10 protein-coding genes and 1 pseudogene are annotated in these 12600 nt (G+C 70.3%); 5 read left to right on the top strand and 6 right to left on the bottom strand.

From position 1 onward, the window contains the following. Positions 1-6: 6 nt before the first annotated feature. Positions 7-936, bottom strand: coding sequence for a carbohydrate kinase family protein (locus ACFHWU_RS14120; RefSeq protein WP_416590753.1), 930 nt, complete (start codon positions 934-936; stop codon positions 7-9). A gap of 364 nt (positions 937-1300) precedes the next feature. On the opposite strand from ACFHWU_RS14120, the gene ACFHWU_RS14115 reads away from it, so the two are divergent. Further along, complete coding sequence (locus tag ACFHWU_RS14115) at positions 1301-2407, top strand: lytic polysaccharide monooxygenase auxiliary activity family 9 protein (protein WP_416590751.1); 1107 nt, start codon at positions 1301-1303, stop codon at positions 2405-2407. 135 nt (positions 2408-2542) lie between these two features. On the opposite strand, the gene asnB is transcribed toward ACFHWU_RS14115, so the two are convergent. Beyond that, a complete protein-coding gene (asnB, locus tag ACFHWU_RS14110) occupies positions 2543-4546 on the bottom strand; it encodes an asparagine synthase (glutamine-hydrolyzing) (protein WP_416590749.1) in 2004 nt (667 codons plus the stop codon). A gap of 67 nt (positions 4547-4613) precedes the next feature. Between asnB and ACFHWU_RS14105 the strand changes: the two genes are divergently transcribed. After that, a complete protein-coding gene (locus ACFHWU_RS14105) occupies positions 4614-6161 on the top strand; it encodes an aminopeptidase P family protein (protein WP_416590747.1) in 1548 nt (515 codons plus the stop codon). Between the two features lie 49 nt (positions 6162-6210). Here ACFHWU_RS14105 and ACFHWU_RS14100 read toward each other — a convergent pair. The 3 genes and pseudogenes from ACFHWU_RS14100 to ACFHWU_RS14090 all read right to left on the bottom strand — a co-directional run. Beyond that, a pseudogene (locus tag ACFHWU_RS14100) lies at positions 6211-6421 on the bottom strand (alpha-amylase family glycosyl hydrolase); the annotation flags it as partial. A gap of 234 nt (positions 6422-6655) precedes the next feature. Continuing rightward, positions 6656-7306 carry a cellulose binding domain-containing protein gene (locus tag ACFHWU_RS14095; RefSeq protein ID WP_416554885.1) on the bottom strand — a complete coding sequence of 217 codons (651 nt, stop codon included), beginning with the start codon at positions 7304-7306 and terminating at the stop codon, positions 6656-6658. A gap of 174 nt (positions 7307-7480) precedes the next feature. After that, positions 7481-7924, bottom strand: a complete 444-nt coding sequence (locus tag ACFHWU_RS14090; protein WP_416590745.1) for a hypothetical protein — start codon at positions 7922-7924, stop codon at positions 7481-7483. A 140-nt stretch (positions 7925-8064) separates the two neighbouring features. On the opposite strand from ACFHWU_RS14090, the gene ACFHWU_RS14085 reads away from it, so the two are divergent. Next, complete coding sequence (locus ACFHWU_RS14085) at positions 8065-10860, top strand: aconitate hydratase (RefSeq protein WP_416590743.1); 2796 nt, start codon at positions 8065-8067, stop codon at positions 10858-10860. Between the two features lie 81 nt (positions 10861-10941). Continuing rightward, positions 10942-11187, top strand: coding sequence for a DUF2630 family protein (locus ACFHWU_RS14080; protein ID WP_123604777.1), 246 nt, complete (start codon positions 10942-10944; stop codon positions 11185-11187). Between the two features lie 15 nt (positions 11188-11202). Here ACFHWU_RS14080 and ACFHWU_RS14075 read toward each other — a convergent pair whose 3' ends face one another. After that, the gene (locus ACFHWU_RS14075) at positions 11203-11847 is read right to left on the bottom strand and encodes an HAD family hydrolase (protein ID WP_416554879.1); all 645 of its coding nucleotides are present in this window, start codon (positions 11845-11847) and stop codon (positions 11203-11205) included. A 116-nt stretch (positions 11848-11963) separates the two neighbouring features. On the opposite strand from ACFHWU_RS14075, the gene ACFHWU_RS14070 reads away from it, so the two are divergent. Continuing rightward, positions 11964-12545, top strand: coding sequence for a TetR/AcrR family transcriptional regulator (locus tag ACFHWU_RS14070; protein ID WP_416554877.1), 582 nt, complete (start codon positions 11964-11966; stop codon positions 12543-12545). Positions 12546-12600 lie beyond the last annotated feature (55 nt).

The following is a 12600-nucleotide window of genomic DNA, read 5'->3' as shown; positions in this document are numbered from 1 at the left end:
CGGTGATCAGTCGAAGCGTTCGGCGACGGCTGACCGGGTCGGCATCGACACCGCGCCGCCCGGTGACTCGCACACCAGCCCCGCCACCTGCAAGGCGAACCCGACCCGGGCCGCCCAGCCGGCCGCGTCGGCCGGCAACCCGGCGTCGAGCAGTTCGGCGATCAGGGCGGCCATCACCGAGTCACCGGCGCCGGTGGCGTCGACCGCGGCCACCCTCGGGGCGGCCACGGTCAGCACCTCGCGGCCGGCGCTGACCAGGGCGCCGGCCGCGCCCCGGGTGACCACCACCGCGCCCGCGCCAAGATCGTGCAGCAGCGCGGCGGCGGTCACCGGATCGGCGCCGTCGTAGAGCACCTCGGCGTCGGCGGCGCTCAGCTTGACCAGGTCGGCGGTTGCCGCGAAGCCGGCGACGACCTGCCGGTACGCGGCCAGCGACTCGGCGTCGGGCAGCAGTCGGGGCCGGACGTTGGGGTCGAAGACCCGAAGCCCGCTGGCACCCGTCCAGGCCTGCCGGGCGGCGGCCAGGGTCGGCTCGCACAGCAGCGCGATGGAGCCGCAGTAGAGCACAGCGGCGTCGCCGACCAGTTTCCCGTCGAGGCTGGCCGGTTCGAGCAGTCCATACGAGGGCGGGTCACCGTAGAAGCGGAAGTTCGGCTCGGCGCCGGTGAAGGTGGCCACCGCAAGGGTGGTGGGCGCGGGCACGGTGACCAAGCCCCGGTCGCCGACCCCGGCGGTACGCAGGAAGTCGCGGATCCGGTCGGCGAGCGGATCGTCGCCGAGGGTCCCGGCGAACTCGACCGCGCCGCCGAGCCGGGCGACGCCGACCGCGACGTTCAGCGGTGCCCCGCCGATCACCTGGCGGTAGACCGGCTGGCCGGCGCATTCGCCGTCGAGCAGGTCGATCAGTGCCTCGCCGAGCACCACCGCGTACCGCATGGATCTCCTCCCACCTGCAGTTGCGCCGCTCCGAAGTTTGCCAGGTCGGTGCCCTGGTGCCGGTCGCCACCCCGCACCCGCAAGCACATCGAGCAGCGACTATTGCACTTCCGATCGATGTATGGTGGGATATCGATTACCGGGACAGCGTGGGGGCAACTCGCTGTCCCTTGGACTCGCCGGGAGCTGCGCGAGCGCGCTAGACGTCCATCGGACGGCACGTCGGTCAACCGCGTCCGCGGCACGGCTGGCCAGTCGCCGTTCCTCCTCATTTTTCCTGACGTTCCGCCATGTCGGAACCCATCGCCCTGTCCGCCGGCCCGGGTTTGTCCCGCGCCGTGGACCGGTTCACGAAGGAGTCTCGGTGAAAGCTCTACGCAGAGTGGCGGTAGTTGCCGCCGCTTCCGCGCTCACCGCCGGCCTGCTCACGGTGGTGACCCCCAACGCGGCTTCCGCGCACGGTGCCGCCATGGCACCGGGCAGCCGCACCTACCTCTGCTGGGTCGACGGTCTGTCGCAGACCGGCCAGATCATCCCGCAGAACCCGGCCTGCTCGGCCGCCGTCGCCCAGAGCGGGGCCAACTCGCTGTACAACTGGTTCAGCGTGCTGCGCTCCGACGCGGGTGGCCGCACCACCGGCTTTATCCCCGACGGACAGCTGTGCAGCGGTGGCAACTCCGGCTTCTCCGGCTACAACCTGGCCCGCAACGACTGGCCGCTGACCCACCTGACCGCCGGTGCCCGAATGGAGTTCAAGTACAGCAACTGGGCCCACCACCCTGGCACGTTCTACTTCTACGTGACCAAGGACAGCTGGAGCCCGAACCGGGCGCTGGCCTGGAGCGACCTGGAAGCGACGCCGTTCCTGACGGTTACCAACCCGCCGCAGCGCGGCGCGGTCGGCACCAATGACGGCCACTACTACTTCAGCGGCAACCTGCCCAGCAACAAGAGCGGCCGGCACATCATCTACTCGCGGTGGGTCCGCTCGGACAGCCAGGAGAACTTCTTCGGCTGTTCGGACGTCACGTTCGACGGTGGCAACGGTGAGGTCACCGGGATTAAAGGCAACCCGAACCCGACCCCGCCGCCGACCACCGCTCCGCCGCCCACCACGGCCCCGCCGACCACCGCGCCCCCGACCACCGCGCCGCCGACCATCAACCCGCCCACCGGTGGCTGCTCGGCAACCTACCAGACCACCAGCTCCTGGTCCGGTGGATTCCAGGGTGAGGTGACCGTCACCAACAACAGTTCCGCGAGCATCGGCGGATGGACCACGACCCTGAACTTCGACAGCGGGGTCACCATCAACAGCCTGTGGAGCGGCACCCACACGGTGAGCGGATCGAGTGTCACCGTCCGCAACGCGACCTGGAACGGGTCGCTGTCGCCGAACGGGTCGACCACATTCGGCTTCGTCGCCAACGGCAGCCCCGGCACACCGTCGACGGCCTGCTCCGCGAGCTGATCCACCGCCACACACGGCAGATTCCCACCTGGCCGGGCCCGGCAGCGCGAAACGCTGCCGGGCCCGTCGGCGCGTGGCCGCGCAGGTCGAGTCGACGCGTGACTCGGTAGTCCCGGCGACGCGGACCGCAGTGGGTCAGGCCACCATCGACCCGACCACCGGCTTGGTGAGCAGCGCCGACTGGTTGCGCCGGATGCCGGGGTCGAGCGAACGCTCCACGAAGATCGCGTGCCAGATGCAGAACACCAGCACCGTCCACACCTTGCGGGAGTGGTCGGCCTCCTCACGCTTGTGCTCGTCGAGCAGCCGCATCGCGTACGACAGGTCGAGCAGGTCACCGGCGCCAGAGGTGGCGAAGATGTGCCGGGCCCACTCGTACATCTCGCCGCGCAGCCACACCCGGGTCGGGGTCGGGAAACCGAGCTTGCGCCGGTTCACGATGGCTGGCGGCACCACGCCCTGCAGGGCCTGGCGCATCGCGTACTTGGTGGCATCGGAACGGGGCGGCAACCGCAGCTCTACCGGGATCTTCGCGGCTACGTCGAAGACCTGCTTGTCCAGGAACGGCACCCGCACCTCCAGCGAGTGCGCCATCGAGATCCGGTCCGCCTTGACCAGGATGTCGCCGCGCAGCCAGGTGTACAGGTCGACGTACTGCATCTTGGTGACGTCGTCGAGCTCGGCGCACTCGGCGTAGATCGGCGCGGTCACGTCGGTGTAGCGCACCGACGGGTCGTAGCGGCGCAGCAGGTGCCGCTTCTCCTCCTCGGTGAACATCCGCGCGTTGCCGTAGTAACGCTCCTCGATCGGGGTGGTGCCCCGCTCCAGGAAACTCTTGCCCTTGACCCCCTGCGGGATCACCTTCGAGACGGCGCGCAGCCCCTTCTGCATCGGATCCGGCAGTCCGTGCACCGCGCCCAGCGACAACGGCTCCCGGTAGATGGTGTAGCCGCCGAAGAACTCGTCCGCGCCTTCGCCGGAGAGCACCACAGTCACGTGTTCGGCGGCCTTCTGCGCCACGAAGTACAGCGGCACCAGCGCCGGGTCGGCCACCGGGTCGTCCAGGTGCCAGACGATGCGCGGCAAAGCCTCCATCATGTCCTGCGGCCCGATCTTCGTCGGGATGGTGGTCACGTTCAGGTGCCGGGCCGAGTCCTGGGCCACCTCGATCTCCGAGTAGCCCGACACGTCGTACCCGACGGTGAAGGTCAGGATGTTCGGGTTGAACTCGCGGGCCAGCGCCACCACCGCTGTCGAGTCGATGCCGCTGGACAGGAACGCTCCGACCGGCACATCGGCCCGCATGTGCATGCGTACGCTCTCCCGCAGCGTTTCGCGGATCTCGTCGTAGAGCCGCTGCGGGTCCGGCGTCGGCGCCGGCCGGAAGATCGGCTGGTACCAGCGGCGGACCTGCACCCCGCCGGCCGGATCTGGCGCCGGACCGCCGGTCGTCGGGTCCAGCGCCGGGGGCGACCAGGTCAGACACTCCCCGGAGCCGATCCGGCTGATCCCGGAGTGCAGGGTGCGCGGCTCCGGCACGTACTGCAGGGTCAGGTAGTGCGACAGATTCGCGGTGTCCACCCCGGCGTCGCCGGCGCCCGCGGCGGCGGAGAACGGCAGCAGCGCCTTCTTCTCCGAGGCCAGGTAGATGCCGTCCGGGGTCTGCAGGTAGTGCAGCGGCTTGATGCCGAAGTAGTCCCGGGCACCGAACGCCCGACGCCGCTGCCGGTCCCAGATCACGAAGGCGAACATGCCGCGCAGCTTGTGCAGCACCTTCTCGCCCCAGTAGTGGTACCCGGCGACGATCACTTCACCGTCACCGGCGGTGACGAACTGCGCGCCGAACTCCCGGACCAGTTGGTCCCGCAGCTCGATGTAGTTGTAGATCTCGCCGTTGAAGGTGAGCAGGTAGCGGCCGTCGGCGTAGGCGAGCGGCTCCTGGCTGGACGCCACGTCGATGATGGCCAGCCGCTTGTGCGCGAACACCGCGTCCGCCCACCGGCCGGTCGGGTCGCCGATCACCTCCACGCCGGTCTCGTCCGGGCCACGGTGGTGCAGGCATTCCAACGCGTGGGCGAGCGCGTCGCGGTGTGCGCCGGCGTCGCCGCGGGCGCTGAAAAAGGCCAGGAGTCCGCACATGGCAGACATCTTTTCACGTGCCGGTCACGCGGTACCGTCGAGTACGCCCAACCGTGGGGAGGACGCAATGACACAAGATCAGACCGAGGGCACGGCACCGGACCGGGCCGGAGCCACCGGCACCGAGACGACCGCCGAAGGCACCGGGACGACCGCCGAGGTCGTCGCCGAGCAGCCGCGCACCGAGTCGCACGACCCGGACTTCCCGGAGAAGCTCCTGGAGTTCATGCGCACCGGCTGGCGCGACGACACGTTGCCGCTCGCCCCGCGTACCGAGGCGCCGAACCACGCCCGCCGCCGCGCCGCCCTCGCCAACGCCTTCCCCAGCGAGACCCTGGTGGTGCCCACCGGCACCGAGAAGACCCGGGCCAACGACACCGACTACCCGTTCCGGCCGGGCAGCGACTTCGTCTACCTGACCGGTGACCACGATCCGGACAGCGTGCTGGTGCTGCACCCGACCGGGGACGGGCACGACGCGGTGCTCTACACCCGGCAGCGGTCGTCGCGGGACAACGACGAGTTCTTCCGCAGCCGCGACGGCGAGTTGTGGGTGGGCCGGCGGCGCACCCTGGCGGAGAAGTCGACCGAGCTGGGTCTGCGCACGGCACCGCTGAGTGAGCTGCCGCAGGCGTTGGCCGGGTGCGCGCCGGCCCGGACCCGGGTGCTGCGCGGCTTCGACCCCCGGGTGGACGCGGCGGTGCTGCCGTACGACAGCGGCGACGACGCCGGGGCCCGCGACCGTGAGCTGGCCACGGCGATCGCCGAGGCGAAGCTGGTCAAGGACGAGTGGGAGGTCGCCCAGCTGCAGGCGGCGATCGACGCGACGGTCCGCGGCTTCGAGGACGTGGCCCGGGTGCTGCCGGCCGACCGGCCGGTCGCCGAACGGCTGCTGGAGGGGATCTTCGCGCTGCGGGCCCGGCACGACGGCAACGACGTCGGTTACGGTTCGATCGTCGGCGCGGGCGCGCACGCGACGATCCTGCACTGGGTCCGCAACGACGGCGTCACCCGTCCGGGTGAACTGCTGCTGATGGACATGGGCGTGGAGGGGCACCATCTCTACACCGCCGACGTGACCCGGACCCTGCCGGTGTCCGGCCGGTTCACCGCCCTGCAGCGGCAGGTCTACGACATCGTGTACGCCGCGCAGCAGGCCGGCATGGACTACATCAAGCCGGGGGTGAAGTTCAGCGACGTGCACCAGACCTGCATGCGGGTGCTCGCCGAAGGCCTGGCCGAGCTGGGCGTGCTGCCGGTCAGCGTGGACGAGGCGATGGAGAAGGAGTCGACCGTCTACCGTCGATGGACGCTGCACGGCTTCGGCCACATGCTCGGCATCGACGTGCACGACTGCTCGTACGCCCGTAAGAAACGCTACCGCGACGGCGAGCTCGGCGAGGGGTACGTGCTGACCGTCGAGCCCGGCCTGTACTTCCAGCCGGAGGACGAGCTGGTGCCCGAGGAGCTGCGCGGCGTCGGCATCCGGATCGAGGACGACGTGCTGGTCACCGCCGCCGGGGCGGTGAACCTGTCGGCCGGGCTGCCCCGGCAGGCCGACGAGGTCGAGGCATGGCTGGCGGCGCAGCGCGACGCCGGCCCCCGGCTGCCCTGACGACGCTCGACTGCACTGACGCTCGGCTGCCCCGTCCGTCGTCGGCCTGATCCGGTGCCGATCCCTGCACCGGTCGGTTGACGAAGACCGGGGCGAGCCAGATGGCGGTGGTGCCCAGGCCCTGAATGCAGTTCAGGTCGTCGATCACACCCGGTAGGTCGCCGCCCTGGTAGAAACCTTGTCGGTGGGGTCGTGACCGGTGACGAGCCGGTCGCCGGTCAGCCCGTGCCCGGCTCGCCGTTGGCGAACCGGTCGGGCAGCCGGCGCCGGGACGCCGGCCAAGGCGGCGGCGAGAGCGTACGGCGCCAGGCGGGACGCACGGGTGCGGCTTCCGTCGACAGCCTTGCGTTGACGATGAGCGCACGCTAACCCTTGCTGCAAGATTCTGCAGTATCTTGCAGGCGTGGCGACGGGCGGACCGCACCGGCCCGTCGACGGACGGCAGTTCAGGTGGCGCGGCGGTGGATCAGCGGCGGGTCGGCATTGCGGCGCGGTCAGTCCAGGTCGCAGGGCGCGCCGTTGGTTAGGCACCGCTGCGGGGTGGCGCCGCGGCCGTGGCGTTCGAAGTGGAACCGCAGCGGCACGGACGACCGGGCCCCGACCGGTACCGAGCTGGTGAAGACGTACTCCCGGCCGGACCGGCGCATGGTCGCCTGCGGCGCGCCTTCGACCCAGGCCGTGTGCAGCTGGCCGACGTTGTCCGGAAACCGGATGGTGACGGTCCAGTCACGATCGCGTCCCGAGGTGTTCACCACCAGCACCTCGGCGATGAAGCCGTCGCCGAACTGCTGTAGCACGCTGTAGCGGCCGACCACGTCGGGATCGACGGGCGGCGCCGGGGTGCGGGGCGGGGCGGATGTGGTGGCGTGCGACGGCTCGTGGATCGGGCCGGACGGCGACGGCGGCATGGCGGCCGGAGTGGATGGCGCCGGCGAGGAGGGAGCTGACGAGGAGGGTGCGGGTCGCAGGACCGCCTCGCCGGACGGCGGCGGGGCGGCGGCGACAAGCTGGCCGCCGGTGTTCACCGCCGGCGGGCTCGCGGCGACCCGCGGTTCAGGCTCGGGGACCACGGTCGGCGGTGGCTCACCGATCGCCCGGGTCTGCATGGGTACGCAACCGGCGGCCACCAGCAAGATGACCACCATGACAGCGAGTCCACTCAGGACAACTACCCACGGCGCCAGGGCGATCACGGTGGAGGGGGTCCAGGCGATGCGCGCGGCGTGCCTGCCGTCCACGTTGGCCCCCTTTTCGCACCGGTGTCCCGCGGAAGAGTAGCGATTCCGACCCGCAGTGCAAAAGGCCCAGTTACTGACTAGTTAGTCGAGTGGGGTAACAGTACAGATACGCACCGCGTTGCGACCAAGCCGCAACAGATAGTGGAATCGCTGACCGGGCACCGACCGACCGTCGGCGTCGAGGTACTCCCACTCCACCTCGACCGCCACCAACGTCATGCTCACCTGCTGGATCTGGTGGAAGCGGGCGTGCGACGCGACGATCCGCCGTTGGGCGTAGTCGGGCGCGGCGCCGACGAAGGACAGTGCCACTGCCGCTGGCGAGGAGAACGCGAAGCTGTAGGCATCGGCGACGACCATCGCCGGCGACGCGAAGCAGTTCGCGATACCGGGCACGTCGCCGGCGGTGATCGCCGCGCCGTACCGGTCGAAGAAGCCGGCGAGCGTGTCGAGGTCAGTCGAGGGTGTCCACGAGACCGCAGTGCCCGGTGGGCCCGGTCGACAAACCGTCCCGGGAGCTGACACCGGGTTGCGACAATAGCAAGACGGACGTACGGTTTTGTTGCGAGCCGCGCTCCGGGTAAGTGTTACCTCACCCCAACGCCGCGGTAATCCGTACGAAAGACTGCCAGGACGACCAGGGACACAGCGGTAAGGAGTCCGACGTGGCGAGCCTCGACACCTTCGGTGCGAAGAGCCAGCTGCGCGTCGCCGACGCGAGCTACGAGATTTTCAAGATCAACACAGTGGCGGGTCACGAACACCTGCCGTACAGCCTGAAGATCCTGCTGGAGAACCTGCTCCGCACCGAGGACGGGGCCAACGTCACCGCCGAGCAGATCCGGGCACTCGGCTCCTGGGACCCGACCGCCGAGCCGAGCGTCGAGATTCAGTTCACCCCGGCCCGGGTCCTCATGCAGGACTTCACCGGTGTGCCGTGCGTGGTCGACCTGGCCACCATGCGGGAGGCCGTCCGCGAACTCGGCGGCGACCCGACCAAGGTCAACCCGCTCGCGCCGGCCGAACTGGTCATCGACCACTCGGTCATCGCCGACCTGTTCGGCCGCGAGGACGCCTTCGCCCGCAACGTCGAGCTGGAGTACGGCCGCAACAAGGAGCGCTACCAGTTCCTGCGCTGGGGGCAGACCGCGTTCAACGAGTTCAGGGTCGTCCCGCCCGGCACCGGCATTGTGCACCAGGTCAACATCGAGTACCTGGCCCGGACGATCATGGAACGCAACGGGCAGGCCTACCCGGACACCGTCGTCGGCACCGACTCGCACACCACGATGGTCAACGGGCTGGGCGTCGTGGGCTGGGGCGTCGGCGGCATCGAGGCGGAAGCCGCCATGCTCGGCCAACCGGTCAGCATGCTGATCCCCCGGGTCGTCGGGTTCAAGCTGTCCGGCGAGGCACCCGCCGGCACCACCGCCACCGACCTGGTGCTCACCATCACCGAGATGCTGCGCCAGCACGGCGTGGTCGGTAAGTTCGTCGAGTTCTACGGACCTGGTGTCAGCGCCGTACCGTTGGCCAACCGGGCCACCATCGGCAACATGTCGCCCGAGTACGGCTCCACCGTCGCGATCTTCCCGATCGACGCGGAGACCATCAACTACCTGCGGCTCACCGGTCGCGACGACGCCCAGGTCGCGCTGGTCGAGGCGTACGCCAAGGAACAGGGCCTGTGGCACGACCCGGCCGCCGAACCGCACTACTCGGAGCGGCTCGAGCTCGACCTGTCGACCATCGAGCCGTCGCTGGCCGGGCCGAAGCGCCCGCAGGACCGGGTACCGCTGGGCAGCGCCAAGACCATGTTCCGCTCGGCGCTGACCGACTACGTCGCCGACGACCACACTCCGTCCGTGGCCGGCCCGGCCGACGAGGCCAGCGTCGAGTCCTTCCCGGCCAGCGACCCGCCGGCCAGCGACGGCGCCGACGACCCGGCCGACAAGCCGCACGAGCTGCTCAGCGCCTCGGTCGGTGCCGGTGGGCGGGCCAGCAAGCCGGTTCAGGTGACCGGCGCTGACGGCGCCCGGTTCGAACTGGACCACGGGGCCGTGGTGATCGCGGCGATCACCTCCTGCACCAACACCTCCAACCCTCAGGTGATGCTCGGTGCCGCGCTGCTGGCCCGCAACGCCGTCGACCGAGGCCTGACCCGCAAGCCGTGGGTGAAGACCACCCTGGCACCGGGCTCCAAGGTCGTCATGGACTACTACGAGCGGGCCGGCCTCACACCGTACCTGGAGAAGCTCGGCTTCCACCTGGTCGGCTACGGCTGCACCACCTGCATCGGCAACTCCGGCCCGCTGCCCGAGGAGATCTCCGCCGCTGTCAACGAACACGACCTGACCGTGGTGTCGGTGCTGTCCGGCAACCGCAACTTCGAGGGCCGGATCAACCCGGACGTCAAGATGAACTACCTGGCCTCACCGCCGCTGGTGGTCGCGTACGCCCTCGCCGGCACGATGGACATCGACCTGGCCAACGAGCCGCTGGGCACCGGGTCCGACGGCCAGCCGGTGTTCCTGCGCGACATCTGGCCCAGCAACGCCGAGATCGAACAGGTACGGGCCAGTGCGATCGGTGCCGCCGGCTTCGGTGCGGCGTACGCCGACGTGTTCGCTGGCGACGAGCGGTGGCAGTCACTGCCCACCCCGACCGGCGACACGTTCACCTGGGCAGACGAGTCGACCTACGTCCGTAAGCCCCCGTACTTCGAGGGCATGGCGCCGACGCCGCGGCCGGTGACCGACATCGCCGGCGCCCGGGTGCTGGCCAAGCTCGGCGACTCGGTGACCACCGACCACATCTCGCCGGCCGGGGCGATCAAGCCGGACTCCCCCGCCGGGCGCTATCTCAGCGGACACGGCGTCCCCCGGCACGAGTTCAACTCGTACGGGTCCCGGCGCGGCAACCACGAGGTGATGATCCGTGGCACCTTCGCCAACATCCGGCTGCGCAACCAGTTGGTGCCGGGCGTCGAGGGCGGGTTCACCGTGAACCATCTGACCGGTGAGCAGACCAGCATCTACGACGCTTCGGTGGGGTATGCGCAGGCCGGCGTACCGCTGGTGGTGCTGGCCGGCAAGGAGTACGGCTCCGGTTCGTCGCGGGACTGGGCGGCCAAGGGCACCATGCTGCTCGGCGTACGGGCCGTCATCGCCGAGTCCTACGAGCGGATCCACCGCTCCAACCTGATCGGCATGGGGGTGCTGCCGTTGCAGTACCCGGCCGGGCAGGACGCCGCCTCCCTCGGGCTCACCGGCACCGAGACGATCGACATCGTCGGGGTGACCGCGCTCAACGACGGCACCACTCCGCGTACGGTGACCGTGCGCACCGACACCGGTGTCGAGTTCGAGGCCGTGGTCCGGATCGACACCCCGGGCGAGGCCGACTACTACCGGCACGGCGGCATCCTGCAGTTCGTGCTACGCAAGATGCTGGCCGGCTGACCCGGTCACGGATGAACGGCGGCGGTGGGTGGTGACCGGTCCGGTCACCGCCCACCGCCGTGTTGTGCCAAGCTCGGAGCCATGGACGACAGGACCTTGCTGGCCCGAATTCAGGAACTGGTCGACGAGGAGCACGAGCTGCGTGGCAGGTTCGCCGCCGGGCAGCTCTCCGCGGACGAGGAGCACGCCCGACTGGGTGCGCTGGAAGAGGCGCTCGACCAGTGCTGGGACCTGCTGCGTCGCCGCCGGGCTGCCCGGGACGTCGGCGGCGACCCAGACGCCGTCCAGCCACGGCCCACCGGCGAGGTGGAGGGCTACCTGCAGTAGTGGCGGGATCCTCGGTCAGCCGGCCAGCACCGCAGCCACGGCCGGGATCACGCCGGACGCCTCCCGGGTCGGCGCGTACCGATCGTCCAGCCAGTTGCGGCCCCGGTGCAGCCAGACGCTGGGCAGGCCGGTCGCGGCGGCCCCGCCGATGTCGGCCTCCGGGCTGTCACCCACCATCCAGGCGCCGCGTAGCCGCATCCGGACGCTCTGCGCAGCCAGTGCGAAGATCCTCGGGTTGGGTTTGCTGACCCCGGCGGCCTCCGATATCACCCAGTCGGCCACGTACCGGTCCAGGCCGGTCCGGCGGATCTTCGCCTCCTGCTGGCGGGCCGCCCCGTTGGTGACTATCACCGGCACCCAGCCGGCGTCCCGGGCGATCGCCAACGAACAGGCGACCAGCGGATCCAGCCGGGTGTGCCGCACGACGCCGTCATGCAACTCCTCGACCAGGTCGACCGACGACGACCGGAGTCGATACCGTTCCCGGAGCGCGTCGGCCAGATCCCACCGGTCGGTCAGCCCGTCGGCATCGACGGAGACCAACCAGTCGATGTCGTCCCGTGGGGCACCGACCGAGTCCAGGAATTCCTGACCCCACACGCGAAACGCCCCGGCCCGGTCGAGCAGGGTGTTGTCCAGATCCAGGAGCAGGAGTGGCACGGGCGCACCTTACGCGACACCGTATGGCGGGGAACAGTCCCAGAATGTAAACGAGCACCGGTAGCAAGCCGTACGTACGGCTTGCTACCGGTCTGCCCACCTGACACGATCACATCATGCCCCGGGTGAGTCAGATCCAGCTCGACGCACGCCGCCAGGAGATTCTCGCCGCCGCCCGGGTCTGCTTCGCCCGGCATGGGTACGAAGGTGCCACCGTCCGCCGGCTGGAGGAGGCCACCGGGCTGTCCCGAGGAGCGATTTTCCACCACTTCCGGGACAAGGACTCACTGTTCCTGGCGGTCGCCGAGGACGACGCGGCCGCGATGGTCGAGACGGTGGCCCGCAACGGCCTGGTCCAGGTGATGCGCGACCTGCTCACCCGGACCGACTCCCCGGACACCGCCGGCTGGCTGGGCAGCCAGCTCGAAGTGTCCCGGCGGCTGCGCACCGACCCGGACTTCGCCCGGCGCTGGGCCGCCCGGTCGGCGGCGATCGCCGAGGCGACCCGGGAGCGGCTCGGCCGCCAACGCGACGCCGGCGTGCTGCGCGACGACGTACCGATTGACGTCCTGGCGCGGTTCCTGGAGCTGGCCTACGACGGGCTGGTGCTGCAGCTCGCGATGGGACGGCCGGGCAGCGACCTCGGCGCCGTGCTCGACATCGTAGAGGAGGCGGTACGACGCCCGACGCCGCGCTGACGGGTGGCACGCCCGTCCCACAATAGGGACCACCGTCAGCGCGGGAGCGTCGGCG

This window comes from Micromonospora sp. LOL_015 (genome assembly GCF_048060275.1).
Classification (GTDB): domain Bacteria; phylum Actinomycetota; class Actinomycetes; order Mycobacteriales; family Micromonosporaceae; genus Micromonospora_E.
This window is presented reverse-complemented; position numbering and strand designations above follow the sequence as displayed.

What these genes read in the sequence shown, in the direction of transcription:
- ACFHWU_RS14120 (WP_416590753.1), bottom strand. Translation starts at nt 936, where the DNA reads ATGCGGTACGCGGTGGTGCTCGGCGAGGCACTGATCGACCTGCTCGAC.
- asnB (WP_416590749.1), bottom strand. Translation starts at nt 4,546, where the DNA reads ATGTGCGGACTCCTGGCCTTTTTCAGCGCCCGCGGCGACGCCGGCGCA.
- ACFHWU_RS14105 (WP_416590747.1), top strand. Translation starts at nt 4,614, where the DNA reads ATGACACAAGATCAGACCGAGGGCACGGCACCGGACCGGGCCGGAGCC.
- ACFHWU_RS14095 (WP_416554885.1), bottom strand. Translation starts at nt 7,306, where the DNA reads ATGGTGGTCATCTTGCTGGTGGCCGCCGGTTGCGTACCCATGCAGACC.
- ACFHWU_RS14080 (WP_123604777.1), top strand. Translation starts at nt 10,942, where the DNA reads ATGGACGACAGGACCTTGCTGGCCCGAATTCAGGAACTGGTCGACGAG.
- ACFHWU_RS14070 (WP_416554877.1), top strand. Translation starts at nt 11,964, where the DNA reads ATGCCCCGGGTGAGTCAGATCCAGCTCGACGCACGCCGCCAGGAGATT.